Raw genomic sequence first — 25,600 nt, forward strand, 5'->3', positions numbered from 1 at the left:
GTGCTCTTCGTGGATCAAGCTTTAACGCAGAGGCGCAGAGACCATATGGCTATAGGCTCTGGGCTAGCGGAACAGTGACTGGAATTTCCAACAATCCCCGCTAGCCAAAAGCCAATAGCCAATCTAATGTAGGAAGATCATGCAACTGCTGCTTGGTGGAACAATTTTTGGGGCCACGCTCTTGGGCGTGATGGTTCGTCCGCGTCGGATTTCGGAAGCATGGGTCGCTTTACTTGGCGCACTGGCCATGCTTTTGGTCGGCATTTTGCCGCTTAACGAGCTTGTGCCAACTTTGGCTCGTGAATGGAACGTCTATGGTTTTTTTGTGGGCTTGATGTTAATTGCCTTTTTTGCCGAGCAAGCAGGGGTATTTCAAGCATTGGCTTTGTATGCTGCGCGTTGGGCCAATGGCTCAGCCCAGCGTTTATATGTGGCAGTCTTTTTGGTTGGCACATTAATCACGGCGGTGCTTTCCAACGATGCGACGGCCTTGATTCTTACGCCAGTTGTTTGGACGTTGACCAGCCGTTTGCGCTTGCGGGCCTTGCCATTTATGTTTGCCTGTACCTTTATCGCCGATACGGCCTCGGCCTTATTGCCAGTTTCCAACCCAATCAATATTCTAGTGCTGACCCGCTTTAATCGCGAGTTGATGGAATATTGGGCCTACTTGTTGGTGCCATCGCTCGTGTGCATTGGCTGGAATATTGGTTTATTTGCCTGGTTGTTTCGGCGCGATTTGCAGGGTAGCTATGATTTGGCGCTGCTTGATGATTTCACCATCGCCAACCCCAAACTGTATCGCGCAACCCTGCTTGGCTTAGCGTTAATTGCGATTGCCTATGTTGGTGGTTCGCTTTGGCAAGTACCATTGGCATTTGTGGCCTTGGCGGGCGCGGCGCTTTTGGCAGCGCTAAGCTGGTGGTTTGGCAGCTTCAAGCCCAAGCAAGCCTTGCACGAACTTTCGCCAGCCTTGTTTGGTTTTATTAGCGGTATGTTTTTGGTGGTGCGAGCAATCGAGCATTTGGGCTGGACTGAGCGCTTTGGTGCAAGTTTGTTGCAGGGCAGCAGCGCCAGCTTGGGCAACATTGCACGGGTGATTTTCGGCAGTGCGCTTGGCTCGAATATGATCAACAACGTGCCCATGACCTTGGTGATGACCTCGACGCTTGAGCATTTGCCCAGCCAGCCTGCGCCAGCCTTGATCTATGGCACAATTTTCGGAGCCGACCTTGGCCCAAACTTAACGATTGTTGGCTCGTTGGCAACCATGCTCTGGCTTGTCATTCTGCGGCGCAAAGGCATGGAAATTAGCGCTAAAGAATATTTAAAATTGGGCTTGCTCTTTGTGCTACCATCATTATTAATTGGAACGTTTTGGATGTGGCTCATGGCATGAATTATTACTTCTTTGACCAATTAAGCAGCTGGTTGGCGCAGCATGGCTATGAATACAGCTGCCCAATGCAACACAACCCCCAAGCAGCCGATGTGCATGTGCGTTGGGTTGAGGCCCTGCCATTGATTGGCAAAGTGACCAGCGATCTCGCATTTTGGGATTTTGATCGGCTGGCGATTCCGCTGGAACAGCAAGCCTATGTTTTAGAGCAGGCGAATCTTGCGCAATTAACGGTCGTCGAGGCCAAATTTCCGCCTAAGCGCTTGCTGCGGTTGCATATTCCCAATGCAATGACGATTGCGGTCAGTGCCCGTGCATTTAGCGCCGAATGCATGACGTTGGTGCAATTGCCATTTTCAACTTGGAGCAATGGCTATTATCGCTCGATGGTTTTGCTCAATCCACGCAGCTATAGCAGCGTGCAGCAAGTGGTTTGGCCTGGTTCAAGGCTGCCATCAAAGCCAGCAATTAAGTTTATCAAAACAATGCTCAATAGTTTAACGTAGTTCATGAGGTATCTATGCAAACGGTTGAATTATCCGATGCAACGGGTTTTTTAGAACGCTATGCTGATGTATCGATTGCTGGCCTTTTGCCACGCCACGTTGATGTTTGGCTGCCTGCCAACTACCATAGCTCCGCTGAAACGTTTCCCGTGATTTATATGCACGACGGCCAGAACTTGTTTGACCCTGCGCTGGCCTACATCGGGATTGATATGGGCGTTGATGAGGCGATTGAAAATCTGATTGCCAGCCAAACGATTAATGGCGCGATTGTGGTTGGCATTTGGAATAGCGAGCAGCGGATTCGCGATTATCTGCCAGCTAAGCCGTTTTATGCCAGCAGCAAAGCGATGCAAGCTCAATTTGTGGCTGCGGTTGGCGGCGAGCCACTTTCCGACCAGTATTTGGCGTGGATTGTGAACGAACTTAAGCCGCAAATTGATGCGACCTATCGCACTGACCCTGAGCCTGAACACACCAGCATTATGGGGGCAAGCATGGGCGGCTTGATCTCGCTCTATGCCTTGGTGCAATATCCTGAGGTTTTTGGCAATGCTGGCTGCCTTTCAACCCACTGGCCAATTGGAGCTAGCCCACTAGTTGCGTGGTTTGGCAAGCGCTTGCCCGAGCCAGGCGAGCATCGCATCTATTTTGATTTTGGCACCGAAGATCTTGATGCAGAATACGAGCCATTTCAACGCGAGATGGATGCCTTTATGCACGCGGCGGGCTATCGCCAAGGCGACGATTGGCTGACCAAAAAATTTATTGGGGCTGGCCACTCCGAGCAAGCGTGGCGCGAACGAATCGATTTACCATTGGCCTTTGTATTAGGAGCTAGCGTGTGAGAATATTAATCATCGCGTTGGGCACGCGCGGCGATGTGCAGCCCATGGTTGCCTTGGGCTTGGCGTTGCAACAGCGCGGGCATCCGGTGACGCTCTTGGTCAGCAGTAATTTTCAGGCGTGGGTCGAATCGTTTGGCTTGCAGGTGGCAATCGCTCGGGTCGATATTCAGCAACTTATGCTGAGCGATCAAGGCAACGATTGGGTTCAGCATGGCGCGAATCCATTCAAGCAAATGCAAGCCATGCGCCGCTTGTTGGCGCAACATGCGCTGACGATGATTGAAGATGCATGGCAGGCGGCCCAGCATTGCGATGTGTTAATTAGCAGTTTTACCTCGGATACCTTTGCGGTCACAATTGCCGAAGTTTTGGGCTTGGTACATATTAGTGCGCCGTTGCAACCAGCCATGTTGGCGACCCGTTCTGGGCCTGCTAGCGCTGCCGCTCTCTTGGAAAACCATGATAGCTGGCTTAATTATTGGTTTGGACGCTTGGTGATTGAGTTGTTTCCATGGCAAATTGTCGGCAAATTTCTGAATCAATTTCGTCAGCAACAACTCAAATTGCCAGCCCAAACCAGCGCCGAATATTTGCAACGTTTGCGTAAAACCACAATTATTCAGGGTTTTAGCCCAGCGATTATTCCGCATCCCAACGATTGGCCCGCCAATATTCAAACGGTGGGCTTTTGGCGCTTGCCGCCCGATGAAACATGGCCCATGCCAGCTGAGCTTGAGCAATTTTTGGCAGCTGGGCCAACGCCAATCTACATTGGATTTGGCAGCATGACGGGAGCCAACCCCGATGCATTTAGCGCACTGTTACTCAAGGCAGTGGCGCATAGCGGGCAGCGGGCAATTATCCAAGCTGGCTGGGCGGGCTTGGGCCAAATCGAGCTACCAAAAACTGTTTTTCGAATTGGCGCTGCACCGCATGAAATACTTTTTCGCCATGTTAAAGCTGCGGTGCATCATGGCGGGGCGGGCACAACCTGCGCCAGCCTTGCAGCTGGTTTGCCAACGGTAATTGTGCCGCATTTGGGCGACCAACTGCGTTGGGGCCAGCGGATTGAGCAACTGGGCCTAGGGCCAAAAGCTATTCCGCGCAACAAACTAACGGCAGAGAACTTGGCATGGGCGATTGCGCAAGCAGCAAATACACCGAGTATGCAGCAAAAAGCCCAGACCATGGCCAAAACCCTGCAAGCAGAGCAAGGGATTAATCGGGCGGTCGAGATTATCGAGCAGCGTATGCAAGCCTAAAATAACGAGTTGTTGGTCTTTGGCGATGCAATGAGGGATGATTAATGCGCTATTTCTCGCAACAAAAACTTGATCAACTGCTTGACGCTCATGCCGAATGGTTGCAAGAACAGCTTGGCGAAGCCATGACCTTACGCAATTGCGATCTCCGGGGCATGGATTTGCGTGGGCGTTCGTTGATGCGCATGCAGTTTGAAAATGTGATTTTGGCAGGCTGTGATTTGCGCGGTTGTAATTTTTTTGGTGCAAGGCTGCAACAGGTCGATTTGCAAGCAGCTAATTTGGCTAAAGCATGTTTTGAGTCGAGCTTTTGCAAGCAAATTGATGCACGCCAAAGCAATTGGCAGCAGGCTAATCTGATTAGTGCAATTATTAAAATGAGCGATTTTAGCCAAGCCAACCTTGCTTATGCCGACCTCAACAAAACAGATGTCGAAACCAGTGTCTTCGATCAAGCAATTTTTAGGTATATCAATGGCATTCGGCTGAATATTGGTCGCAGTTCGCTCCGTCATGTACAGTTTGACCATGCCATCCTTGATTTTGCAACGTTCTATAACAGCGATTTGCGCGGCGCAAACTTGAACGCAGCACGTTTACGCAAGCTCAAAAGTTTTGAAAATCTGGCGGTTGCTGGCTTGCAAGCCAAAGATGTGGTGGTTGAAGCTGGGCGATTTGCTGGCTGGTTTGATGCCAGCCCTGAAGCCGATGGCAGCCAACGTCACGATGCAGATTGGTTGTTGGAATTTTTGGCAAATAGTGGCGAAGTCTATGCCCAATAATGGTTAAGCGTACTCGATCATTAATACTGCTTTAGAAAGTAGTTGTGCAGACCGTCCGTTTAAGCACGATTCAAGCCCCGTGATGATTTGATCATGGGGCTTTTGGTTGCTGCATGGTCTTGTTCTTGCAACAGTTTTAGCAGCCTCATTGGGCTACGATCAAGCAAATTTGACTAATCTACCAATAAAACTTAACAATAACTAACTAGCTAGGTGCTAGATTCGGACTTTTTATTAATAAAGATCTTGACGTAAGTCTGTTTTTATACGATGATACTGCTACATTTCGGTTTTTTACCCCACATTTGGTCATCGAGAGTAAGAATATTCCAGGGGTTGAAGCGCACTTTTAAGGAGTATTGGCATGGGAGCTGAAATCGTTCAAGCTCAGTATGACCAACTCACTCAAGTTGCAAGTCGGTTTGGCAAGCAATCGGAGGTAGTTGATCAGATCAACAGCCAGATTCGTCAGAGCTATGATAGCTTAGCAAATGGCGGATGGATGGGTGATGCGGCCAAGGCATTTTTTAACGAGATGCAGTCGGAAATCTTTCCCGTTATGCAACGTCTAACCAGTGTATTGCGGGAAGCCCAAACTGTGACCCAACAAATTAGCAGCGTGTTTCAGCAAGCTGAACAAGAAGCTTCTAAGGTCATGACGTTTGACAAAGGTGGCGCGAGTGCAGGCAATGGCTCGTCGTCGTTCAGCGCTGCGGCGCAAGGCTTTGCAGCAGGCTCGGCGGCTGGCAACCAATTGCCACCACCACGGATGTACATTGTCAATGGGATTAATGCGACCGAGGCTGATGGTACGCCAGGTGGTGGCCCGCAAGAACTGGCCCGTTTGTTAGCCGCCAACGGCTACGATCCAAGCCAAGTTAAGGCGATGCCCGCTATCTACAACACCAACTATGTGACCGATCTGAAAGGAACCGACCTCAAAGGGACCAATCATGGTGGGTTATTGTCGCCAGTTGATTGGCTGACTGGTTTGGGTGCTGGGGCTGTCAACAAAGTTACCGGTGCAGGTGCAGGCCTAATCAACGGTGGCTCGCAACTGTTCAATACGGTTGTTGGGGTTAGCGAAGTTGTGCAAGAGTATACGATGCAAGACCAAGGCAAGTATACCCAAGAAAGCTACAACTTTATCAAACAAGACCTTGCGCGCAACCCATTGTTGCCTGGTCAGTCGGTAATGCTGCTTGGACATAGCGGCGGCGGTGCGGTTGTCAGCAATCTTGCGCCGATGCTCGAAAACAACATGGGCGTTGATGTTTCCGGGGTGGTTACAATGGGGTCGCCAGTGGCGAACGCTGATCGGGCAATGCAACATGCCAAGTTCCTCAGCATTAGCGACAAAGGCGATTACATTGGCCAACCATGGATTCGCTCCGACGAAGGCCGCAATTTCATCACGCCCGGCTTGATGACTGGCATTCTCGCGCCCAAGTCGTTGCCATTAGTTGTGCCTAGCGTGCTCGGTGCCGATCGTGGCTTCCGTGATCCTGGGATTAACTACTTTACGACCAATGCTAATGCGGGCAACCCAATTAGCAATCACAACTCCTATTGGACAAGCAACGATGTGGTTAGCATCATTAAAAATAGCTATCCCGAAGTTGCACCATATCTGAAATAACCCATGAATCTTGTGTACAGAGTATGGTGGAGGATGCTTGCAATGGGTTTGTTGGCATCACTCTTTGGATGTGGATCAAGTGCTGTTCCCGAGGCCGTGCGTAGCGGCCTCGACGAACAGTCGATTCAGACAATTGGCACGTTGGATATCAGCCCGTGGTTGGGTGACAACCCACGGTATCGTCGTTTAAGCTTAATTCAGGCTCAAACCCAAGCAGGCCAGCCCACAACCGTGGCCTATCTTGAGCCACATGCAGGCGCAGCAGTGTTTTCGCTACCCTTGAGTCGCCAATTTCCCGACGCGCCTTTGCAAACGGCTTTATTCGAAATTGATGGTTATCGGCTGATCGTGGGCTTAGTCGATGCAGAGATTAATGGCGAACTCACCACGATCGAATTTGAACGGGAAGAACCAAATCAAGCCAACTGGTTAGAGGCATTAAAAGTTAGTAATCTCAATCAGCGTTCATTTGTAATTCCCATCGCCCCGAATGAACAAGCGCAATGGTCAACGATCCAACGGATTGCGGTAAACACTCGTGAATCGCGCCAGCGTGGAGTCGATGATCGCAATGCTTCGGGCCACGCATGGGAACAGCAATATTCCAATCCTATTGCAATTGACAGTACCTTTGCGGTTGTACCGTAGGAGATTAGGGCATGACAACCCCCCAACCCTTGGTCGCAGTGACACTTTCACGGAGTGAACTGCTGTTAATTAGTGCACTCTTAAAAGCTCCGGCTTTAATGGGTGTCGAAGCGACCACCGCCGATGAGAATCAACGCGCTTTGGAGTTGTTGCAGGCTGAACATTCGCTCCGTGCTCGCAACGCTGCGGCGGTCGATGAAAATGGTCAACTATTAATTGTTCGAGATCTACTTGGAGTTGTGGCAAGTTGCGCGTATCCACAACGCTCACTGGTGGTTTATCATACTCGTGCAGATGGGGTGGTGCTTCAAGGTTTTGGCCATGTACGCGATGAATTTTTGGTCGTGCATACGGTGATCAACCCTGAAGTTCACAACCTCGCGCAGATGCCCAATCTTGACCGCTTAATCGAAACGGTGTTTCAGTTGAGCGATTATGCAGCCAATACTGCAGCAGTTAACCTCCACGTCGATATTAGCCGCGAAAAACTGGTTATGGCCCGCCAATTGGCCGAACAAGGCCAAACCGCCCAATCAGCAGATACCTTGGTGCGCAGCGGTGTAACCCCAACCGAAGCCGAGTTGCTGGTGCGCATGTTTAGCTTGCCCTCAACAACCACGGTTTTTGTCACCATTCAATATAGCGGCAGCCATGCCATGGCTCGTGAATATACCTTGTTCAAAAATGAACTTGGCTCGTTCTTGATGACCCAAACCGACCTTGAGGTTGAACGCTATCAACTGAAGGGCATCGATTATATGGGGCTTGGCGGCCTCTTATATGAGTCACTTTCATAAGTTCGCTCGCCTGTTCCAAACCGCTCATTCGCCCGAATGGGCGGTTTTGGCGTTAATTGTGATTAATCGCACGCCGTAAACTGTGCTGCTTTTTCCAATTGCTTGCGCTAAAAGTGCTAAACTGACTGGTTATGAGGTTCGATTTAGCATCAAAGCAGGCTCATTATGGAATTGACGTTCACTACTCCGGCACTGTTGTTTCCAGCAATTTCGTTGCTGTTTTTGGCCTATACCAATCGCTTTCTCTCCATTGCATCGTTAATGCGCGAACTCAAAGGCCGCTATAAAGTTGATCGCGACCCACGCATTCGTGGCCAACTGGAAAATTTGCGCTATCGAATTGGGATTATTCGCAGCATGCAAATTTGCGGAGTGGCAGCATTTTTCTTTTGCGTGCTCTGTATGTTTGTATTGTTTGCAGGCCAAGCCTTTTTGGGCAAATTAACCTTTGGCGGCAGTTTATTGCTATTGCTGACCTCGCTGGGCTTGTCGTTGCGCGAAATTCAGGTTTCAATCGATGCGCTCAGCCTTGAAATTGCCGATCTCGATGAATAAGGCTAGAATTGGCATGTATGAAACGCCAAACGATTAATCAATCGATCAATCAGCTGTATCGAATCGCCACAATCTTGTTGATTGTTGTGATATTTTTGCTTACCTTTCCATTGCTCTATCGCTGGATTGGTGGCACAGCTGGGTCGTTTGTGTTGATTCCGATTGGTTTGGTTGCCTGGTCGTTTGGCTGGCGCAGAGGCTTGGCGGCGACAGTCATTGGCCTCTCGATTACGTTGTGGATGCTGCGCTGGGCTGGTATGGAATGGGTGCAGTTGCGTTCGTTATGGCCGCCAGCGCTGATGAGCGGCCTGATGATTGGCATGATTGGCTGGTTGCGTTCGTTGCTCGATAAAATTCAGGCCCAAACTCGCGAGCTTGAGCGCGAGCGCGAATTATTGGCCAGCGAAATTAGCCAACGTAAGCAAATTGAGCAATCGCTGCTGGCGGCCAAAGAAGATGCAGAGTTGGCGAACCACTCGAAAAGCCAATTTTTAACCATGATGAGCCACGAGTTGCGCACGCCGCTGAACGCAATTATTGGCTATAGCGAATTGCTGCAAGAGGATGCTGCCGCTGAGCAATTAACCACTTACGAGCAGGATCTGAAGGTTATTCACAACGCTGGCGTGCATTTGTTGGGGCTGATCAACGGCATGCTCGATCTGGCAAAAATTGAGGCCGGACGTATGGAATTGTTTGGCCAAGATTTTCAGGTGCATGAGCTAATCGATGATTTGGTGCTGTATTGCCAGCCGCAAATCGCCAAAAATAACAATCGTTTGGTGCTGGATATTGCTGAGAATGTGGGTTTAATGCATAGCGATGTACAAAAGCTGCGCCAAATCTTGCTTAACTTACTGAGCAATGCTGCCAAATTTACCCAGCAAGGCACCATTACCTTGCGGGTGCGGCGTGATGGCAACTGGCTGCATTTTGAGGTTGCCGATAGCGGGATTGGCATGAGCAGCGAGCAGGTTGCCAAGTTATTTCAACCATTTGTGCAGGCCGAGCAATCGACGGCGGCGCGTTTTGGTGGCACTGGTTTGGGCTTGGCAATTAGTCGTTCGTTAGCTAAACTTTTAGGTGGCGATGTTATGGTTGAAAGTGTTCAAGGTCAGGGGTCGTGTTTCCAATTAATTGTGCCAGCATTCCAGTTAGCACCGATAAGCGCGATGTAGCTCGATTCAGGTATCACACATTTGGTTGGGCACAATTATACAAATTTCTTATTTGACAAGCACCAAAAGTACGCTAAAATATGCAACGGTGATCTAAATTCACCAATGGAGTTCCGTGCCTTCTCGGCGCTCATCGGCAGCAGGTCGCTGCATCAATTGGAACGATGAGTGGTGGTTGTTTTCTGGGGCGCATCACATTGTTTTGAGCGCTGGTTTTTGACTTCCGAGCGGGCTTTCAACGAGGCTATATGAACGGTAGACAGAATTTTTGCACGCTGCGACAGATTGCGCGGCGCTGTGCTGAACCTCCCTCAATTTAGGTTGGTGAGCGTTGAAATCATGCTAGCAGACTAGCAATGGTTCTCTGTCTATCTCCTCACCTGCCACAAATTGGGCAGGTTTTTTATGCCCAGTGCTTAGGCCAAATGTCGCCCTGACAGTTGGTTTTTTTATGCCCAAAAATCGGCAAAGCACATTGGGAGTCTCCGTCAATAAACACACGAACGAACACCGCTAATTTGGCTTGTACTTTGTTCTCTCAGTCCCCTGTTGTGGCTGAGCACTATCGTCGTGGCTATCACGGCTTGGAGGGACATGTCCAGTTGATCGAGCAAACCTATGCTGGCTACCTGAATGATTCATTTGGCTTTTCGGGTGCTGGGGCTTTGACCGATTTTCTAACGCGCCGCAACGAGCGCTTGCTCTTAGGCGATACGGTCGATCTGGGTGCATTAGTTGAGCAATTTGGTGCGCCCCTTGAGGTTTCGTTCTGCCCGCAAATTACCACGCAGGTGCAGAATATGCTTGATTATGCGATGGCTGCACAGGTAGCAGCAGGCTATACAGGCTCGTTCTTGTATGCCTATGCTACCAAGGCCAATTTTTCGGAAGAAGTGGTGCGCACAGCCTTGAATGCTGGTGCTCACTACGAAACCTCGGCTGCTGCCGATGTGGTGATTGCCCACCATCTCTGGCGGCAAGGCGTGCTTTCCGAAGATCGCTATATCTTCTGTAATGGCTCGAAAGAGCCGATGTATCTCGATGGGATCTTGGCCTTGCGCCACGCTGGCTACGAACGGGTCGTGACAGTGCTCGATGATCTCGATGAACTTGATTATATTTTGACTCACAGCCGTGAACCAATGTTGTTTGGTGTTCGTGAGCGCCACGCCCCTGAAGTCGTGGATCGCAATCATGCTGGAGCAGAGCGCTTCGGCTTAACGCCCGCAGAAATGCAGTTTGTTGCTCAACGCTTGGCTGGCACTGCCCACCAATTGGTGGTGTATCACGCCATGGTTGGCTCGCAAATTGAGGATGCTGCTGCATGGGAAGCTCGTTTGGCTCGTTCAGCCAACGCCTATGCTGCTTTGGCCAGCGCCACCCCAAGCTTGATGATGTTCAATTTTGGCGGCGGCATGCCAACCTCGGGCTACGATTTGAATTTTAAATTTGATTATGTTGGCTTTCTGACCAACTTGATGGCTAATACCCAAGCAATTTGTGCTGAGCATGGCGTGGCAGCACCCATGATCATCGCCGAATGTGGCCGCTACACCGTTGCCAACCACAATCTGTATTTGATCGAAGTTGGCCGCGTGAAGGAAGCTGGCGCAATTGAGCCTTGGTATTTGTTGAATGGCTCGTTGATGGTTTCAGCCCCCGATACCTTGATTGTTGATCAAGAATTTGTGGTTGTGCCTTTGGATGGCTGGGATACAGCGGTGCAAGCAGTGCGTTTGGGTGGCCGCCGCACCTGCGATTCCGATGATCTGTATCCACGTTCGCATCGTCCAGCCTTGATGTTGCCTGAATTCCAAGCAGGCATGGTGTTGGCGGTCTGTGGTGTTGGCGCATATCAAGCCATGATTGGCGGCAAAGGTGGCGCACACCACTGTTTGAACCCCGAAATGCGCCGCATTATCATCGAGCAAGATGGCGATCAATTGGTGATGCGCGAGATTGCTCCGCAAAATTTGATGGCGCAAATGAGTGCTTTGGGCTATAGCATCGCCACCATCGAGCAACCGGCCCGCAAGCCGCTGCCAGTGCGCACAGCTGTGGTCAGCGAGCAATTGCCAGTACGGCCAATACGTGCCGCCCGTCGTCGTCAAGCACCATCAACCTTGCGCACCAGCCGTTTTGCTGCAAGTGCGTAATTGTTGAGGGCTGGGGATTGGGGCCGGGGGATCGGTAGGTTAACCTTAAATCTCGAGCAATAGGAAAGGCACGAAAATTGTTCTTCGTGCCTTTCGTGGTTAAATTTCATCCCTCATCCTTCGTCCCTGCCCCCTTGCAAGATTGTTAAGTTTGTTGCTCAAAATTGATACTTGACGAAATGGCGAGCCATGTGGTATGCTCGCGCCAATCGTAATTGACACAAGGTTTTGTCAGCCATGCAATCTTTCAACAGCTATAACTCATATGCATTCTTTAGCAGCTATTTTTATTACTTTAGCTGCCATATTGAGTTGTCGCTGCCTACGAAGGATTAGACACACCTTTACTGATTTTTGGAAGAACCCTTCGGCGCGGAGCGACAAGCTCCGCGCTTTTTGTTGTGCTTCAATTGGAGGATGCTATGCTCGTTTGTCGTGGAGTTCGCGGTGCGACGGTGGCAGTGGAAAATACGTCAGAGGCTGTGCTCGCCGCAACCAGTGAGTTGTTGTTGGCCATGGTTCAAGCCAACGAGATCGATCTTGACGATGTTGCATGTGTCTTTTTTACCACATCCTCCAATCTCAACGCACAATTCCCTGCCTTGGCCGCTCGTCAACTTGGTTGGAACGACTTGGCGATGCTCTGCGCCCACGAAATGGATGTACCTGGCAGTTTATCGATGTGTATTCGGGTGCTGATGTTGTGGAATACCAGCCGCAAACCCAGCGAAATCATACATTGCTATCTTGGCGATGCCGCCAAATTGCGACCTGAGCGCGCTCAATCAACAGCGTTGTTGAACATGCCCACCTGGCAACCAGCCTAAATTTGGCTGCCAGCCGTCCACCTTGGTATTTGGTATTGGTATTTGGGTTTGTCAATTTGGAGGCATTTGACCATGATTGTTGTAATGAAATCGCACGCTGACCTGACCGACCGTGACGCTGTTTTGGCCCGCTTAGCTGAAAATAATCTCAAGGGCCATTTATCCGAAGGCGAAGAGCGGATTGTGATTGGGGTAGTTGGCGCAAAAATTCCAGCTGGCTTAGAAGAACAATTGCAATCAATGAGCGGAGTGCAAACCACGCTGCGCATCACCCGCCCCTACAAATTGGCTGGCCGCGAGTTCCAACAACACAACACGGTGATTCGGGTTGGCGATTTGGAAATTGGCGGCGGCACGCCAATCGTGATGGCTGGGCCTTGTTCGGTTGAAAGTGCTGAGCAATTGTTGAGCACAGCCCACGCCGTCAAAGCAGCCGGAGCCAACATCCTACGCGGTGGCGCATTCAAACCACGCACCTCGCCATACGCCTTCCGTGGTTTGGGCGAAGAAGGCTTGAAGATTTTGGCTCAAGCCCGCGCAGAAACCGGCCTGCCGATTATCACCGAAGCCCTCAATACCCGCGATGTCGAATTGGTTGCCCGCTACACCGATATTATTCAGCTTGGCGCTCGCAACATGCAAAATTTCGCCCTCTTGGAAGAAGCTGGCCAAACTGGCAAGCCAATCATGGTCAAGCGCGGGCCTTCAGCCACCGTCGAAGAATGGTTGCTGGCTGCTGAATACATTCTCGCCACGGGCAATCGTAACGTAATTCTCTGCGAACGTGGCATCCGCACCTATGAAACCGCCACCCGTAATACCCTCGATTTGAACGCTGTGGCCGTCGCCAAGCGCCGCACCCACCTGCCAGTGATTGCCGACCCCAGCCACGGCACGGGCAAATGGTACTTGGTTGCGCCAATGGCCTTGGCAGGCTTGGCCGCTGGTGCAGATGGCTTGATGATCGAAGTCCACCACGACCCCGACCGCGCCTCATCTGACGGCCCTCAATCACTCAACCACGCCAATTTCGCTCAATTGATGCAGCAAGTTCGCCGTTTGATCACCGCCTTGGAGCCAGAATTAGCAATCGCCTAATGAAGGGATGAAGGATGAAGGATGAAGGATGAAGGATGAAGGATGAAGGATGAAGGATGAAGGATGAAGGATGAAGGATGAAATTTAACCACGAAGGACACGAATGTTGGGTTAGTTGAACATTAGGGTTTTGTAAAAAGAACAATAATCCAAGTACTCAATCTTCGTGCTCTTCGTGTTCTTCGTGGTTAACAACTCCTAATTGGTCAGTTTGAAGCGTTGGGCGGCGCTGCTATTCCACGTCCATTGCTGAATATTGGCATTATCGGCGCTGCTGCCATCAGCTACATCAACCACTTTGCCAGTTGCCCGATTAACAAAGCGCAGAAAACCATCGTCGAGCAAATCGATGCGCCATTGTTGGCTTTGGTTGCTGACCGCCGCCCACAGATGAATATTGGCTCCATCAGCATTCGAATCGCCAGCAACCGAGAGCATTTTGCCGCTGCTCGGATGGCGCAATTTGTAGTAGCCATTATCGGTGTGCTGAAATTGCCATTGTTGCGCAGCCCCAGCGTAACAAGGCCATTGCAAAATATTCGTGCCATCGGCGCTCTGGTTATTGGCAACATCAACGCATTTATTGCTATTTTTGTTGGCAATATGCAGCGTGCCAACTGGCTGAAGTCGCCATTGTTGGTCGGGGTTGCCCAGCCAAGGCCATTGATGGGTCGCAGCACCAGCTTCGACCGAGCCATAGACGATTGAGAGATATTTGGCACTATTGCGATTGGCAATTCGTACCCAGCCATCGCTGACGGTTTGCAGATTCCATAGTTGATTAGCTTGGTTGTTGCCACAGGCCCATTGATGAGCGATACCACCATCGGCGGTGCTCCACGCCGCTAGATCTAAACATTTGCCAGTTGCCCGCGAAACCAGTTGATAATAGCCGCTCTCGCCAAGCCGCAGTTGCCATTGTTGGGCATTCGAGTTGTTGCACGTCCATTGCTGCACTTTGCTGCCATCGGCGCTATTCGCATTGTCAACATCCAAACATAGCCCGCTGCTACGATTGATCAGGTTGAAATAGGCGGCGTTGCTTGGTGGCGGTGGTGGCGGCGTTGGCGTTGGCGGATTATCGCCACCAGGCAAGGCGCGATATACCAGCAAGATGCGTTCGTTGCGGTTGCGATAGGCGGTTGCCACCAAGCCAAAGGTGCCATTGCCCCAATTGGTCACGTGGCTGCCATCACCAAACGCGCGCCATTTGCCATCAGCGCCTTGCTGATAACTCAAGCCGCCCCAATATTCCATGCCAGTTGGCCGTTGAATCCATAGCTCAACTTTGTAGAGTTGTTGGGCCGTGACGCTGGGCTGCAAATTAAGATCGACAAATTCGTTGCCATGCGAAATTCCAGCCCAAACTTGGCCATTATCACTTTCGTCGATTTTAAAGCCGCCAGTGTAGATTTTGCGCTTGCTGCCGCCAGGCGCATCTGCTTCCCAATCTTCCACGTCGCGCACATGCTGGCCCTTCAAGCCCCAATAAATGTGGGTATTGCGGTTGTCATAATGTTTGTATTTGGCAGTGAGCACGCCAGCAGAGCGGGGCAGATAGGTGTTGCCAGCGTAATAATCTTCATCGCCTGGAAACATCACATCGGTGACAGCAATGCTTTCGTTGGTGGTATTGATGGCGGTTAGGCTTTGGTTGGCATCCCAGGTTTGTTGGGAGGCGGCTGGAGTTTTGGGCACGCGCACCTTGCCATCTGCTTGGATATAAAAGCCCGTTGTATTGCGCTGCAACGTCCATCCACAACAGGGCGTGCTGGCATTCCAAGGCCCCAACTGATAGCCGGGCATGGTCTGATATGGCGCATACAACCCGCCATTGGCTTGTACCAAAGCCCGAATATCATACTCGCTATTGATTGCCCAACCACGGTTTTTATTGCCAGTCGACCACAATACGCCAGTGGTGATGTTGGGCACGTTGGGCAAGCTGTAATCGCTATTGACCAAATAATAGCTGCCCAGATCGCTGTACGAATGGGTGGTGCTGGGTATATATTCGTTGGCGACATTGCTTTGAACCGGATAACTAATGCCTTCAAAACTAACGCTGCCATAGCTGCTGGTGGTGTAGCCCTCGGCGTTGAGCGCAAGTGGCTCGGCGGCGTAAGATGCTTGGCTCAGCAAGCCCGCCAACAGCATGCTGCCAAGGCAACTGATCAGCAGACCCGAGCGCCAATGACGATACTTCAGATCCATCAGCACAACTCCTGACTAATTAAAATAATTTAATTAATCATAGCTGGGCCACGGAGCTTATTTCAATGACTAAAAGAAGCTAGATTGGAGCAGGTTGGGCAAAGAAGTACAATAATGCTGAAATAGAGGGCAGCGTAGGCGCAAAGTGGCACTTGCAGAATTGGCGCGGAATAGCTAGAATTGCGGCGGATAGATTGGAAATTCATCAAGCCTTAGTGGGCAATCACGCCTGATCACTCCTTGCAACGCCCACCAATTATATCCTTCCTGGTAGCAACATCCAAGTTCAACCAGATTAACGTAGATCCTTGCATATTTGTGGATTTGGTGGCGTAGCTTTTGCTTAACGAACCACTAATCTACAAGCCTATTAATCTGCTCGCTCATTAAGCATTATTACTCATTACTTGCGCTGATTAATCAATGGTTGCTGTGATTAAGCTATTGCTGATTAATCGTTGCATGTGAGCGTTCTCATTTGTAAAAAGATTCATTTAATTACAAATGTTAACATTAAATAATTAAATTAGTGTAATGATTAATAAAATCAGAACTTATTTAATTATTGAAGACAGCTAAAAGGGTTGTGCAAGCACAAACGGTTTGGATGATCGCTATACGTCAAAATCAATTAGTCTGGATGCATACTGATTATCTTTATGACCCATCGCATCCATTTTTTGTTGGATGACGAACATAAGATAAGAAAGGATTTCAGTGGCAAATCAACCAGCTTCTCAGGCGGCACGGGCCGCGGCATCGGGTGATCAGGCTGATTTAGCGTTGGCTGCGCAGTTAGCCGCAGGCAACACCCAAGCCTTAGAAACATTGTATGAGCGCTATGCACGACCAATTTTTTCGTTGGCACTCCGGATTTTAGGCAACGAAGCCGATGCCGAAGAAGTGATGCAAGATGTTCTCGAACGAGTTTGGCGCTATTCAGGTAGCTTCGACGCACAACGAGGTCGTTTTGGCTCATGGGTTTTAGGCATGACCCATCACGTCGCGATTGATGCAGTTCGCAAACGCAGCCGGCGGCCTCAAGCTGTTGATGCTGAAGCCAGCGAACTCATGCTTGGCCTCATTTCCGACCCAAACCAACCTGATATGACCGATCAAGCCATCCAGCATGAACAAGCTGGGCAGGTTCGTGATGCCTTGCGTAGTTTGCCCGAATCCCAGCAACAAGCTATTGAATTGGCATTTTTCCGTGGCTTGAGCCACTTGGAGATTGCCGCAACAACAGGTGAACCTTTAGGGACGGTCAAAACCCGCATTCGTCGGGGCATGGAGCGGCTGCGTGCCGTTCTCTCCAAAACAGGGGTATTCAATGACTGACCATCGTGATGAACTTATCGAATTGTATGCACTTGGTGCTTTGCCTGCTGATGAAGCAGCGGAGGTTGAGGATTATTTGGCCTCAAATAGCCAAGCGCAACAACGTTATTCTCAATATCAACAGGTTGCCCAAGCTTTGCGCTGGAGCGTCGAGCAGCGTGAGCCGCCTGAAGGGGCCTATGAGCGTTTTCGCGATCGTTTAGCCAAGCCCTCAAATGTGGTGGCAAGCAAGCCAACGCCCAAGCCTGCCAAGCGTCAATCGTGGTTGGCTAGCCTATTTGGCCGCCGCTACTATCTGATTGCAACCGCTCTCACTATTTTTCTAGTACTCTTAGCAGGGTTGGGTGGGCGTATTTGGCAATTGCAAAACGAAGTTGCAACCTTGCAGCCATTGATTGCCCAAAATCAACAATTAACTGAGCTGCTCGCTAAATCGGGCACGCAATTAGTGCCTTTGGCCGATACTGGTACGGGCATGGCTGGCGGCTCAATCAATATTATTGTCAATCCGCAAACTGGCCAAAGCTATCTTAGTGCTAGCCATCTGCCGCCCTTGGCTGCCAACCAAAGTTACCAACTCTGGCTGATTGCCGATGGCACGCCGCAAAGTATGGAAGTGTTTGGTGTTAATACCAGTGGCGATGCCTTGATTTGGATTGATCGTTTGCCATCGACTGGCGCTGAAAATTTGCTGGGGATTACGGTCGAGCCTGCTGGCGGTAGTCAACAGCCAACCTCAAATCCGCTTGCGGTCGGCACAATCGATGCCTAAAATAGCCAGTAGCCAGCCATGAACCATGGCTGGCTGCTTTTTTGTTTAAGCTAAACGCTGGTCAGTTCGAAAATTTCTTTGCCTGATTCGAGAATTGGGAAGGGATACTTACCTGTAAAGCAGGCCCCGCAAAAGCCATTGGCATCGCGGCGCGTGGCGCGGAGCAAGCCTTCCATTGAAAGGTAGGCCAACGAATCAGCGCCGATGCTCTCGCAAATTTCGGCCTCGGTTTTGTTGAAGGCAATCAATTCTGGCTGAGTCGCCATATCAACACCCATAAAACATGGGTGGCGAATCGGCGGCGCCGAGACTCGCATATGCACTTCGGTAGCCCCAGCTTTGCGCAACAGCTTGATAATTGGCCCGCTGGTTGTGCCGCGCACAATCGTATCGTCAATTAAAATCACCCGTTTGCCTGCAAGTACGTTCGGCAATGGATTGAGCTTGAGCGCAACCCCTTGCTGGCGCAGCCGTTGATCGGGCTGAATAAAGGTACGGCCAATATAGCGATTTTTGATCAAGCCATCGCCGTAGGGAATGCCGCTTGCTTGCGAAAAGCCCAGCGCGGCGGGCAATGCCGAGTCGGGCACACCAATCACCACATCTGCATCGGCGGGAGCTTCACGAGCCAATTCGTGGCCCAAGCGCATGCGCACTTCGTGAATCAATTGGCCTTGCAAATTGCTATCGGGGCGCGAGAAATAGATATATTCAAATAAACAGAACGCTTGCTGCGGCGCAGGATGTTTGGCAATCGTGCGTGGGCCGTCGCGATCGATCTGCACGACTTCACCTGGATCAATCTCGCGGATAAATTCAGCGCCAATCGTATCGAAGGCGCACGACTCAGAGGCGACAACCCAGCCTGCATCGCCAAAACGACCAAGGCACAAAGGCCGCAAGCCCCATGGGTCGCGCACAGCGTAGAGCGCATCGCGGGTCAAGACAGTCAGACAATACGCACCTTCAACGCAATTGGTAAAGGCATCGATGCGTTGCGACCAGGTATTGCCTTCAAGGCCAGCAAGCAGCATCGTTGCAACTTCACTATCGGAAGATGTCATAAGCCCGACACCACGTTCCATCAGTTGACGGCGCAGCGAACCGGCATTGGTCAGGTTGCCATTGTGGCCAACTGCCAGTGGGCCAAGCAACGTATGCATCGTAAATGGTTGGGCATTAATTACTTGTGATGAACCAGTGGTTGAGTAACGGGTATGGCCAATCGCAATATGACCTTTGAGGTGGCGCAGCGAACGCTCATCGAAAATCTGCGATACCAAGCCCATTTCTTTGTGGGTATTGATGGTCTTGCCATCGGAAACCGCAATCCCTGCGCTTTCCTGACCACGGTGCTGCAAAGCGTATAGACTGAAAAATGTGATACGTGCTACATCTTCGTCGGGAGCGTAAATCCCAAAAACGCCGCATTCCTCGTGGGGCGAATCACTGAACATGGTTAGCCCTTCCTTGATTCCAAGCTACGGTTGTCGCCGCGTCGTGCGACGGATCGTGTAATCATTATACAACTGTTCGGGGCTATTCCCCACATGATTTACAATGCCAATGAGCTGAAGCTTCAAAGGATTGAGCATGCGCTATTTGTATTGTCATGGCTTTGCGTCGGGGCCAAATTCGCAAAAAGCCCGTTGGTTTACCCAACAATTTGCCGCCCAAGGCCATGAATTAGTGATTCCTGATTTGAACCAACCTTCGTTTGAACGCTTAACCATCAGTGCCCAAATTGATTATCTGCATCCAATAATTGGCACTTCTGCTGAGCCATGGTGCTTGCTTGGATCAAGTTTAGGTGGCTTGGTGGCCTTGCAGGCCGCTGCGCGAATGCAGCAAATCGAACGTTTGATTTTGCTGGCTCCAGCGCTCTATTTTGCCCAAAATCGCCGTGCAATGCTGGGCGAAGCAACGATCCAACAATGGCAAACGAGTGGCTGGCTTGAATATTACAATTATCGTGATCAGGGGATGCGCTCTGTTCATTATGGCTTGCTGGAAGATGCAGCAGCCTACGACAGCGATGATTTTCAGCGCAGCATGCCAATTTTGATTGTGCATGGCACGCAGGATGAGAGCGTAAGCCACGAACAAAGCCAGCGCTTTGCCCAAGCGCGCAGCTATGTAACCCTGCACACGCCAGCCTGGGACCACGGCATGGTCGAGCATGTGGCTGCATTGTGGGCTTTGATAGAGCAGTATAGAACATAGAGCATAGAACATAGAACATAGAGCTTTTTAACCACGAAGCGCACGAAGGAACACAAAGAGAAGGCTATTGGCTGATGGCTATAGGCTATTGGCTGGCAGAACATAATCAAATCAATCTGTGGAATCTGTAGCAAAAAACAATCATCATTCGTGTAATTCGTGCAATTCGTGGCTAAAAACTAAGCCTATCGCCATTTATCCTTCTGTGCCTCTGCGTTAAAGGACGGTAACCACGAAGCGCACGAAGGGACACGAAGAGGAGGCTATTGGCTGATGGCTATGCCAAGCTATGTCCGATAGCCAATAGCCTATAGCCACAACGTCTCTGCGCCTCTGCGTTAAATTTCAATCCCGATTTTGCCTTTGACTTTTGACTTCTGATTTTCGGTATTCATCCCTCATAATTCATAATTCATCCTTGCTTAAAACGGGCTACAATACAAGCATGAACTCTTTTTGTGTGAGGCTTTAGCTGATGACAACCTTGAACGTTGGCGATCTTGCGCCAGAATTTGAACTACCCGCCGATAACGGCGAAACTATTCGTTTGAGCGATTTTCGCGGCAAGCGGGTGGTGCTTTATTTTTATCCCAAAGATGATACGCCTGGCTGCACAACCCAAGCCTGTGGTTTTCGCGATGCTTATCCGCAAATCGAAGAGAAAAACGCGGTGGTAATTGGGGTCAGCCCTGATTCAGTGGCCTCGCACCAAAAATTCAAAACCAAATTTGATCTGCCATTTTTGTTGGTTGCCGACGAACAGCATAGTTTGGCCGAAGCCTATGGCGTTTGGGGCGAAAAATCGATGTATGGCAAAAAATATATGGGCGTAACGCGCTCGCACTTCATCATCGACGAAAACGGCTATTTGCTCGATGTGCAAGGCAAAATCAGCCCCGCCGATAGTGTCAGCGGCGCGTTGAAGTTGCTCAACAAATAGCTTGCGCATGTTGAAGAGAAGAGAGTAGGAGCATATTTTATGGCAATTGTGGTGATTCACGGCGAAAGCGATTGGTCAGATTATTTGGCTGGCTACGATGTTGTTCAGTGTCGCTTAAACCAAACTAAATGGCTGGTTCAGGATAATCAGGTTTGGGCATTCAGCGAAAATCGGCGGATTCAGGTTGAGGCTGTATTGTGGCGGTTAGGCGCAGTTCGCCCAGAACCACAGCAGCAAAGGCTGTTAGCGCTGCTCGATTTTGCTGCGATTCCATGTGTCAACCCAACCAATGTTCTGCTAGCGTGTTATGATCGTTTGGCGATGCTCGCCATGCTCAAACGCTTGGGCTTGCCAGTGTTGCCCCAAACCATTAGCTTAGGCGATGGCATGATTGAGCGAATTCAGCCAGATTTGCCTGTCGTCGCCAAAATTGGCAGTTATCATGCTGGCTATGGCAAAATGCGGATTCAAACTGCTGAGCAATGGGCCGAATTTTGCGATTTAAGTTTTGTTAGCGCCGATTATTGCAGTAGCGAACCCTACATTGAGTATGTGCATGATATTCGCTGCTTGTTGGTTGGCGACCAGTATTGGGCTATGCAACGGCGGAGCAATGGTTGGCGGGCCAATGTTGCCACCAATACCTATCAACTGATCGAGCCACCAGCCGAAATTTTGGCATATAGCCAACGTGTGATGCAGCAACTCAAGGCCGACATCCTTGGCATTGATTTCATTGAAGATCAACAGGGCAGGTTTTGGGTGTTAGAATGCAATGAAATCCCCGGCTTGGCTGGGTTTCCCGAGGCTGCTCGTGCATTGTTGGCAGCTCGTTTGCTCAATAAACTATGAGGATTGTGTGGCAAAACGTAAATTTTATGCAGTCGTAAAGGGTCGCCAACCAGGCATTTATACCGAGTGGTTTGGCAATGATGGGGCCGAAGCCCAAGTCAAAGGTATCGATCAGGCAGTGTTTAAGGGTTTTGCCAGCTTTGCTGATGCAGAAGCGTGGTATCGCGAGCGGGCTGGGCGCGCGCCGCAACACATTCCCCAAAACGTTGATCTCACGCCTGTGAGCTTGGCGATTGATCCGCAAAAGGCCTTGGCCGAGGGCAAAGTGGTGCTATTCAGCGATGGCGGCAGTAATGGTAATCCTGGGCCTGGTGGCTATGGCGTGGTGCTGCGTTCTGGCGCAACAGTCCGCGAATTAACTGGCGGTTTTGCGCGCACAACTAACAATCGCATGGAATTGATGGGCGTGATTACTGGCTTGCAAGACCTGAAACAGCCTAGCAAGGTCGTGGTTTTTAGCGATTCGTCGTATGTGATAAATGGCATGCAAAAGGGTTGGGCCGAGCGCTGGAGCAAAAATGGCTGGCGCACAACCACTGGCGCAGTCAAAAACCCTGATCTTTGGCAAACATTGCTTGAGCTAGCCCAAGGCCATACGATTGAATGGGTGCAAGTGCCCGGCCACGCAGGCATCAAGGATAACGAGCGCTGCGATCGCTTGGCGGTACAGGCTTCGCGTCAGCCCAATTTGCCGATCGATCACGGCTACCAGGATTAAAGTGGCTGATAGGGAATTTCGATTTCGAGGATGAGGCCACCGCTCGCCCGATTATGCACCCGAAACCGCCCACCAACCAGCGCCACCCGTTCGCTCATTCCTAACAAGCCATAGTGGCCTGCATTGGCAAGCGCCGCCAAATTGATTTCTGCTTGCAAGCCGCGCCCATTGTCGGCAATCGTCAGCAAGAGGGTGCGGCGGGCGGTTGAGCGCAGGCTGATGCCAACTTTGCTGGCTTGGGCATGTTTGCGCACATTGCTCAAGCCCTCTTGAATCATGCGAAAAGCCGAAATTTCGAGCATTTCAGGCAAGCGCTCCAAATCATCATCAAGATCAAGTTGCACGTCGATGCCGCTGCGACTGCTCCAATCGCGCACAAACGATTGAATCGCTGCGTTTACTCCAAGGCTATCGATGGTTGGCGGGCGCAAGTTGCCACAAATTGCCCGCACGGTACTGACTAGTTGGCGAATGTTATCGCGCAAATCATCAAGCCCAAGGCTGGCTTGCTCAGGGTCGTCAATTTGGCTGCGCAAATTATCAATATCGTAATTAAGGCTCACCAAATCTTGAATCACTTGGTCGTGCAGCTCGCGGGCTAACACTTTGCGCTCGCCTTCGCGCTCGGAAAGCAAACGCCGTTGGGCCTCTTGCAAGGCTGCGTTGGCGCGGTCGAGATTGCTCACTTGTTGATCAAGTTGGCCAATCAATTGGCGATTAAGCTGATTCTGGCTGGCTAAATCGTGCTCTAGGCTGGATTGGCTTTGGCGCAAGGCCTCTGCTTGTTGGCTGGCACGATGATAATTTTCTAAAGCCCAAATAATTGGCGTAAGATGCTGCTGATCGCGAGCGCCGATTTGGGCGCGCACAACTTCTTCGCGGCTGGTTTTTTCAGTTGCCGCCTCAAAGACAAAGCGTCCACGGCGCAACACCAAAATACGATTGCTGACCGCAAACAGGTGGTCGAGGTTTTGGCTACTAAACAGCACCGCCACGCCTTGCGCCTGCCATTCGCGAATCAATTCGAGCAATTTTTGTTGATATTCGTAGCGCAGCAGCGCGGTTGGTTCATCGATAATCACCACTTGCGGCTTGCGAATCAGCACTTGGGCGATTGCCACCATTTGGCGTTGCTCGCTGGATAAATTGCCAACATGGGTGCGCAACGACGGCAATTCCATGCCAAGTTGGGCGAGAATTTGGCGTGCCATGTGGGTGTGTTGGCGTTGATTGGGTAATGATAACCAGCCGAGCCAACTGCGCCCAACCTCGTGGCCCAAAAAAATCGCACTCGCCACATCCAAATGATCAACCAACACTGGCTGTTGATGAATCACTGCAAGGCCAGCCCGAAACGCCGTTTGGGTTGAGTTGATCAAGTGGCCACGGGTGGAAATCACGCCAGTATCGGGTTTTTCCAAGCCCGCCAACAAGCGTACCAGCACCGATTTACCAGCGCCGCTTTGGCCAGTCAGGCCCACCACCTCGCCGGGCGCAAGATCAAAGCTCACCTCATCGATGACGGGCAGCGTACCAAATTGCTTGGAAACATGGCGACAGGTAAGCATACGATTCAGCCAATCATTGCTTAAATACAAACGCCATGAATGCCCAAACATCCATGGCGTTGAAGTTAAACGTTATTTCACCGCTAAGGGAATTTCGACCTGTTTGGCTTGACGTGGCTGTTTGATGCCCATTGATGGTACGCTTTCGCTATCTTTGGGGTCTTCATAGGCTTTAATCAAGTTGTAGTGGGTATCGCGTTTGGCCGGAATAAAGCCAGCATCGCGAATAAAGCCATGGATTTCGCGCTCGCCCATACATTGGTAGGTATCGTGAGCGGCGTTTGAAACCACATTTTCTTCGAGCATGGTCGAGCCAAAATCGTCGATGCCAAATTTCAGCGACACTTGGCCAATTTTCGGCCCTTGGGTGACCCACGAAGCCTGAATGTGGTTGAAGTTGTCGAGCATAATCCGCGCCATAGCGGTATGGCGCAAATATTCGGCAGCGGTTGCCCCGTAGTTATCCGAGAATTTTGAGCGCCCAAGCGAGGTCAACTCCGATTTCTGGACAGTCCACGAGATAAAGGCAATAAAGCCATTGTTGTATTCGCGCAGCGAAACATCCTGCAAATCGCGCAATTTCATAAAGTGATTCATGCGTTGTTCGAGGGTTTCGCCAAAGCCAATCACCATCGTGGCGGTTGTGGCCATGCCCAGTGATTGCGCCGTGCCTTCGACTTCGAGCCAGCCAGCAGCGCTTTGCTTGAGCGGGCTAACCCTTTGGCGCACTTCATCGTCGAGAATTTCTGCGCCACCGCCAGGGACTCCGGCCAAACCGGCTTCCTTGAGCGTAATCAGCACATCGCGAATGCTCATATTTTCAACTTGGGCCAGATTATCGATCTCTGAAGGCGAGAAACAATCAAGCTCGATGCTGGGATAGTGTTCGCGCAAATAGCGCAGCAGGCCGGTATACCACGAAAGCCGTAACTCAGGATGGTGGCCACCCTGCATCAAAACCCGCGTACCGCCGTATTCGACAAGCTCGGCTAAGCGAGCACCAATTTGTTCGTAGGTTTGCACATACGCTTCTGGGTGGCCCAATGGGCGATAAAAACCACAGAATTGGCAATTGGTCGTACAAACATTACTATAATTTACGTTGCGATCAACGAGATACGTAACTACGTTGCCGGGCACAAGCCGTTGGCGAATCGCATCAGCAGCCATGCCTAAATCCAGCAGGTCAGCTTCACGATACAAAAACAGCCCTTCCTCAGCCGAAAGACGCTCACCATTGACTGCTTTTTCAAGAAGCACTTGTACATTCATAATTAAAA

General features: G+C 50.6%; 23 protein-coding genes. 19 read left to right on the top strand and 4 right to left on the bottom strand.

Features of this window, described 5'->3' with window-relative positions; translation table 11 throughout:
- Positions 1-139 precede the first annotated feature (139 nt).
- From C5S61_RS01385 to aroF, 13 genes are all read left to right on the top strand, one after another.
- Complete coding sequence (locus tag C5S61_RS01385; protein WP_110513336.1) at positions 140-1,399, top strand: ArsB/NhaD family transporter; 1,260 nt, start codon at positions 140-142, stop codon at positions 1,397-1,399.
- Positions 1,396-1,905, top strand: coding sequence for a hypothetical protein (locus C5S61_RS01390; protein WP_110513337.1), 510 nt, complete (start codon positions 1,396-1,398; stop codon positions 1,903-1,905). The genes C5S61_RS01385 and C5S61_RS01390 overlap by 4 nt, the downstream gene beginning before the upstream one ends.
- Before the next feature lie 14 nt (positions 1,906-1,919).
- Entirely contained in the window at positions 1,920-2,753 is an 834-nt protein-coding gene (locus tag C5S61_RS01395; RefSeq protein ID WP_110513338.1) for an alpha/beta hydrolase, read from the top strand.
- Positions 2,750-4,015, top strand: coding sequence for a glycosyltransferase (locus C5S61_RS01400; protein WP_110513339.1), 1,266 nt, complete (start codon positions 2,750-2,752; stop codon positions 4,013-4,015). Before C5S61_RS01395 ends, C5S61_RS01400 begins: the two co-directional genes overlap by 4 nt.
- Before the next feature lie 44 nt (positions 4,016-4,059).
- Complete coding sequence (locus tag C5S61_RS01405) at positions 4,060-4,797, top strand: pentapeptide repeat-containing protein (RefSeq protein WP_110513340.1); 738 nt, start codon at positions 4,060-4,062, stop codon at positions 4,795-4,797.
- 364 nt (positions 4,798-5,161) lie between these two features.
- The gene (locus C5S61_RS01410; protein ID WP_110513341.1) at positions 5,162-6,436 is read left to right on the top strand and encodes a WXG100 family type VII secretion target; all 1,275 of its coding nucleotides are present in this window, start codon (positions 5,162-5,164) and stop codon (positions 6,434-6,436) included.
- 42 nt (positions 6,437-6,478) lie between these two features.
- Positions 6,479-7,084 (top strand): hypothetical protein, encoded by a 606-nt coding sequence (locus C5S61_RS01415; RefSeq protein ID WP_110513342.1) that lies wholly within the window; start codon positions 6,479-6,481, stop codon positions 7,082-7,084.
- Positions 7,085-7,095: 11 nt separating this feature from the next.
- A complete protein-coding gene (locus tag C5S61_RS01420) occupies positions 7,096-7,881 on the top strand; it encodes a hypothetical protein (RefSeq protein ID WP_110513343.1) in 786 nt (261 codons plus the stop codon).
- Positions 7,882-8,046: 165 nt separating this feature from the next.
- Positions 8,047-8,436, top strand: a complete 390-nt coding sequence (locus C5S61_RS01425) for a DUF2721 domain-containing protein (RefSeq protein WP_110513344.1) — start codon at positions 8,047-8,049, stop codon at positions 8,434-8,436.
- Positions 8,437-8,453: 17 nt separating this feature from the next.
- Positions 8,454-9,614 carry a sensor histidine kinase gene (locus C5S61_RS01430; RefSeq protein WP_110513345.1) on the top strand — a complete coding sequence of 387 codons (1,161 nt, stop codon included), beginning with the start codon at positions 8,454-8,456 and terminating at the stop codon, positions 9,612-9,614.
- A gap of 551 nt (positions 9,615-10,165) precedes the next feature.
- Positions 10,166-11,770 (top strand): type III PLP-dependent enzyme domain-containing protein, encoded by a 1,605-nt coding sequence (locus C5S61_RS01435; RefSeq protein WP_205701340.1) that lies wholly within the window; start codon positions 10,166-10,168, stop codon positions 11,768-11,770.
- Positions 11,771-12,192: 422 nt separating this feature from the next.
- A complete protein-coding gene (aroH, locus tag C5S61_RS01440) occupies positions 12,193-12,597 on the top strand; it encodes a chorismate mutase (protein ID WP_110513347.1) in 405 nt (134 codons plus the stop codon).
- A 72-nt stretch (positions 12,598-12,669) separates the two neighbouring features.
- Positions 12,670-13,695 (top strand): 3-deoxy-7-phosphoheptulonate synthase, encoded by a 1,026-nt coding sequence (gene aroF / locus C5S61_RS01445; RefSeq protein WP_110513348.1) that lies wholly within the window; start codon positions 12,670-12,672, stop codon positions 13,693-13,695.
- 198 nt (positions 13,696-13,893) lie between these two features.
- On the opposite strand, the gene C5S61_RS01450 is transcribed toward aroF, so the two are convergent.
- Positions 13,894-15,909: an RICIN domain-containing protein gene (locus C5S61_RS01450; protein WP_110513349.1), complete on the bottom strand. Its 2,016-nt coding sequence runs from the start codon at positions 15,907-15,909 to the stop codon at positions 13,894-13,896.
- 717 nt (positions 15,910-16,626) lie between these two features.
- Here C5S61_RS01450 and C5S61_RS01455 point away from each other — a divergent pair.
- Positions 16,627-17,247, top strand: coding sequence for an RNA polymerase sigma factor (locus C5S61_RS01455; RefSeq protein ID WP_205701341.1), 621 nt, complete (start codon positions 16,627-16,629; stop codon positions 17,245-17,247).
- Complete coding sequence (locus tag C5S61_RS01460; RefSeq protein WP_110513351.1) at positions 17,240-18,019, top strand: anti-sigma factor; 780 nt, start codon at positions 17,240-17,242, stop codon at positions 18,017-18,019. The genes C5S61_RS01455 and C5S61_RS01460 overlap by 8 nt, the downstream gene beginning before the upstream one ends.
- Positions 18,020-18,069: 50 nt before the next feature.
- Here C5S61_RS01460 and purF read toward each other — a convergent pair whose 3' ends face one another.
- Positions 18,070-19,476, bottom strand: a complete 1,407-nt coding sequence (purF, locus tag C5S61_RS01465; protein WP_110513352.1) for an amidophosphoribosyltransferase — start codon at positions 19,474-19,476, stop codon at positions 18,070-18,072.
- Positions 19,477-19,612: 136 nt separating this feature from the next.
- Here purF and C5S61_RS01470 point away from each other — a divergent pair, with 136 nt between their 5' ends.
- The 4 genes from C5S61_RS01470 to rnhA all read left to right on the top strand — a co-directional run bounded on the left by C5S61_RS01470 (position 19,613) and on the right by rnhA (position 22,752).
- Positions 19,613-20,242 (top strand): YqiA/YcfP family alpha/beta fold hydrolase, encoded by a 630-nt coding sequence (locus C5S61_RS01470; protein WP_110513353.1) that lies wholly within the window; start codon positions 19,613-19,615, stop codon positions 20,240-20,242.
- A gap of 475 nt (positions 20,243-20,717) precedes the next feature.
- Positions 20,718-21,182 (top strand): thioredoxin-dependent thiol peroxidase, encoded by a 465-nt coding sequence (gene bcp, locus C5S61_RS01475; RefSeq protein WP_110513354.1) that lies wholly within the window; start codon positions 20,718-20,720, stop codon positions 21,180-21,182.
- Positions 21,183-21,221: 39 nt separating this feature from the next.
- A complete protein-coding gene (locus C5S61_RS01480; RefSeq protein ID WP_110513355.1) occupies positions 21,222-22,034 on the top strand; it encodes an ATP-grasp domain-containing protein in 813 nt (270 codons plus the stop codon).
- 7 nt (positions 22,035-22,041) lie between these two features.
- Complete coding sequence (gene rnhA, locus C5S61_RS01485) at positions 22,042-22,752, top strand: ribonuclease HI (RefSeq protein ID WP_164689155.1); 711 nt, start codon at positions 22,042-22,044, stop codon at positions 22,750-22,752.
- Here the strand turns inward: rnhA and C5S61_RS01490 are convergent.
- Together C5S61_RS01490 and mqnC are read right to left on the bottom strand one after the other, a co-directional pair.
- Positions 22,749-24,320: an ATP-binding cassette domain-containing protein gene (locus C5S61_RS01490; RefSeq protein ID WP_110513409.1), complete on the bottom strand. Its 1,572-nt coding sequence runs from the start codon at positions 24,318-24,320 to the stop codon at positions 22,749-22,751. The two genes, rnhA and C5S61_RS01490, sit on opposite strands and share 4 nt — an antisense overlap.
- Before the next feature lie 72 nt (positions 24,321-24,392).
- Entirely contained in the window at positions 24,393-25,592 is a 1,200-nt protein-coding gene (mqnC, locus tag C5S61_RS01495; protein WP_110513357.1) for a cyclic dehypoxanthinyl futalosine synthase, read from the bottom strand.
- Positions 25,593-25,600 lie beyond the last annotated feature (8 nt).

The organism is Herpetosiphon llansteffanensis, assembly GCF_003205875.1.
Lineage (GTDB): Bacteria > Chloroflexota > Chloroflexia > Chloroflexales > Herpetosiphonaceae > Herpetosiphon > Herpetosiphon llansteffanensis.

Bases quoted from the DNA above. Each gene is read 5' to 3' on its own strand.
- C5S61_RS01390 (WP_110513337.1), top strand. From the start codon at position 1,396: ATGAATTATTACTTCTTTGACCAATTAAGCAGCTGGTTGGCGCAGCAT.
- mqnC (WP_110513357.1), bottom strand. From the start codon at position 25,592: ATGAATGTACAAGTGCTTCTTGAAAAAGCAGTCAATGGTGAGCGTCTT.
- C5S61_RS01415 (WP_110513342.1), top strand. From the start codon at position 6,479: ATGGGTTTGTTGGCATCACTCTTTGGATGTGGATCAAGTGCTGTTCCC.
- C5S61_RS01450 (WP_110513349.1), bottom strand. From the start codon at position 15,909: ATGGATCTGAAGTATCGTCATTGGCGCTCGGGTCTGCTGATCAGTTGC.
- C5S61_RS01420 (WP_110513343.1), top strand. From the start codon at position 7,096: ATGACAACCCCCCAACCCTTGGTCGCAGTGACACTTTCACGGAGTGAA.
- C5S61_RS01385 (WP_110513336.1), top strand. From the start codon at position 140: ATGCAACTGCTGCTTGGTGGAACAATTTTTGGGGCCACGCTCTTGGGC.
- C5S61_RS01460 (WP_110513351.1), top strand. From the start codon at position 17,240: ATGACTGACCATCGTGATGAACTTATCGAATTGTATGCACTTGGTGCT.
- aroF (WP_110513348.1), top strand. From the start codon at position 12,670: ATGATTGTTGTAATGAAATCGCACGCTGACCTGACCGACCGTGACGCT.
- aroH (WP_110513347.1), top strand. From the start codon at position 12,193: ATGCTCGTTTGTCGTGGAGTTCGCGGTGCGACGGTGGCAGTGGAAAAT.
- C5S61_RS01470 (WP_110513353.1), top strand. From the start codon at position 19,613: ATGCGCTATTTGTATTGTCATGGCTTTGCGTCGGGGCCAAATTCGCAA.
- C5S61_RS01425 (WP_110513344.1), top strand. From the start codon at position 8,047: ATGGAATTGACGTTCACTACTCCGGCACTGTTGTTTCCAGCAATTTCG.
- C5S61_RS01405 (WP_110513340.1), top strand. From the start codon at position 4,060: ATGCGCTATTTCTCGCAACAAAAACTTGATCAACTGCTTGACGCTCAT.
- C5S61_RS01410 (WP_110513341.1), top strand. From the start codon at position 5,162: ATGGGAGCTGAAATCGTTCAAGCTCAGTATGACCAACTCACTCAAGTT.
- C5S61_RS01480 (WP_110513355.1), top strand. From the start codon at position 21,222: ATGGCAATTGTGGTGATTCACGGCGAAAGCGATTGGTCAGATTATTTG.
- C5S61_RS01490 (WP_110513409.1), bottom strand. From the start codon at position 24,320: ATGCTTACCTGTCGCCATGTTTCCAAGCAATTTGGTACGCTGCCCGTC.
- C5S61_RS01430 (WP_110513345.1), top strand. From the start codon at position 8,454: ATGAAACGCCAAACGATTAATCAATCGATCAATCAGCTGTATCGAATC.
- C5S61_RS01395 (WP_110513338.1), top strand. From the start codon at position 1,920: ATGCAAACGGTTGAATTATCCGATGCAACGGGTTTTTTAGAACGCTAT.
- bcp (WP_110513354.1), top strand. From the start codon at position 20,718: ATGACAACCTTGAACGTTGGCGATCTTGCGCCAGAATTTGAACTACCC.
- purF (WP_110513352.1), bottom strand. From the start codon at position 19,476: ATGTTCAGTGATTCGCCCCACGAGGAATGCGGCGTTTTTGGGATTTAC.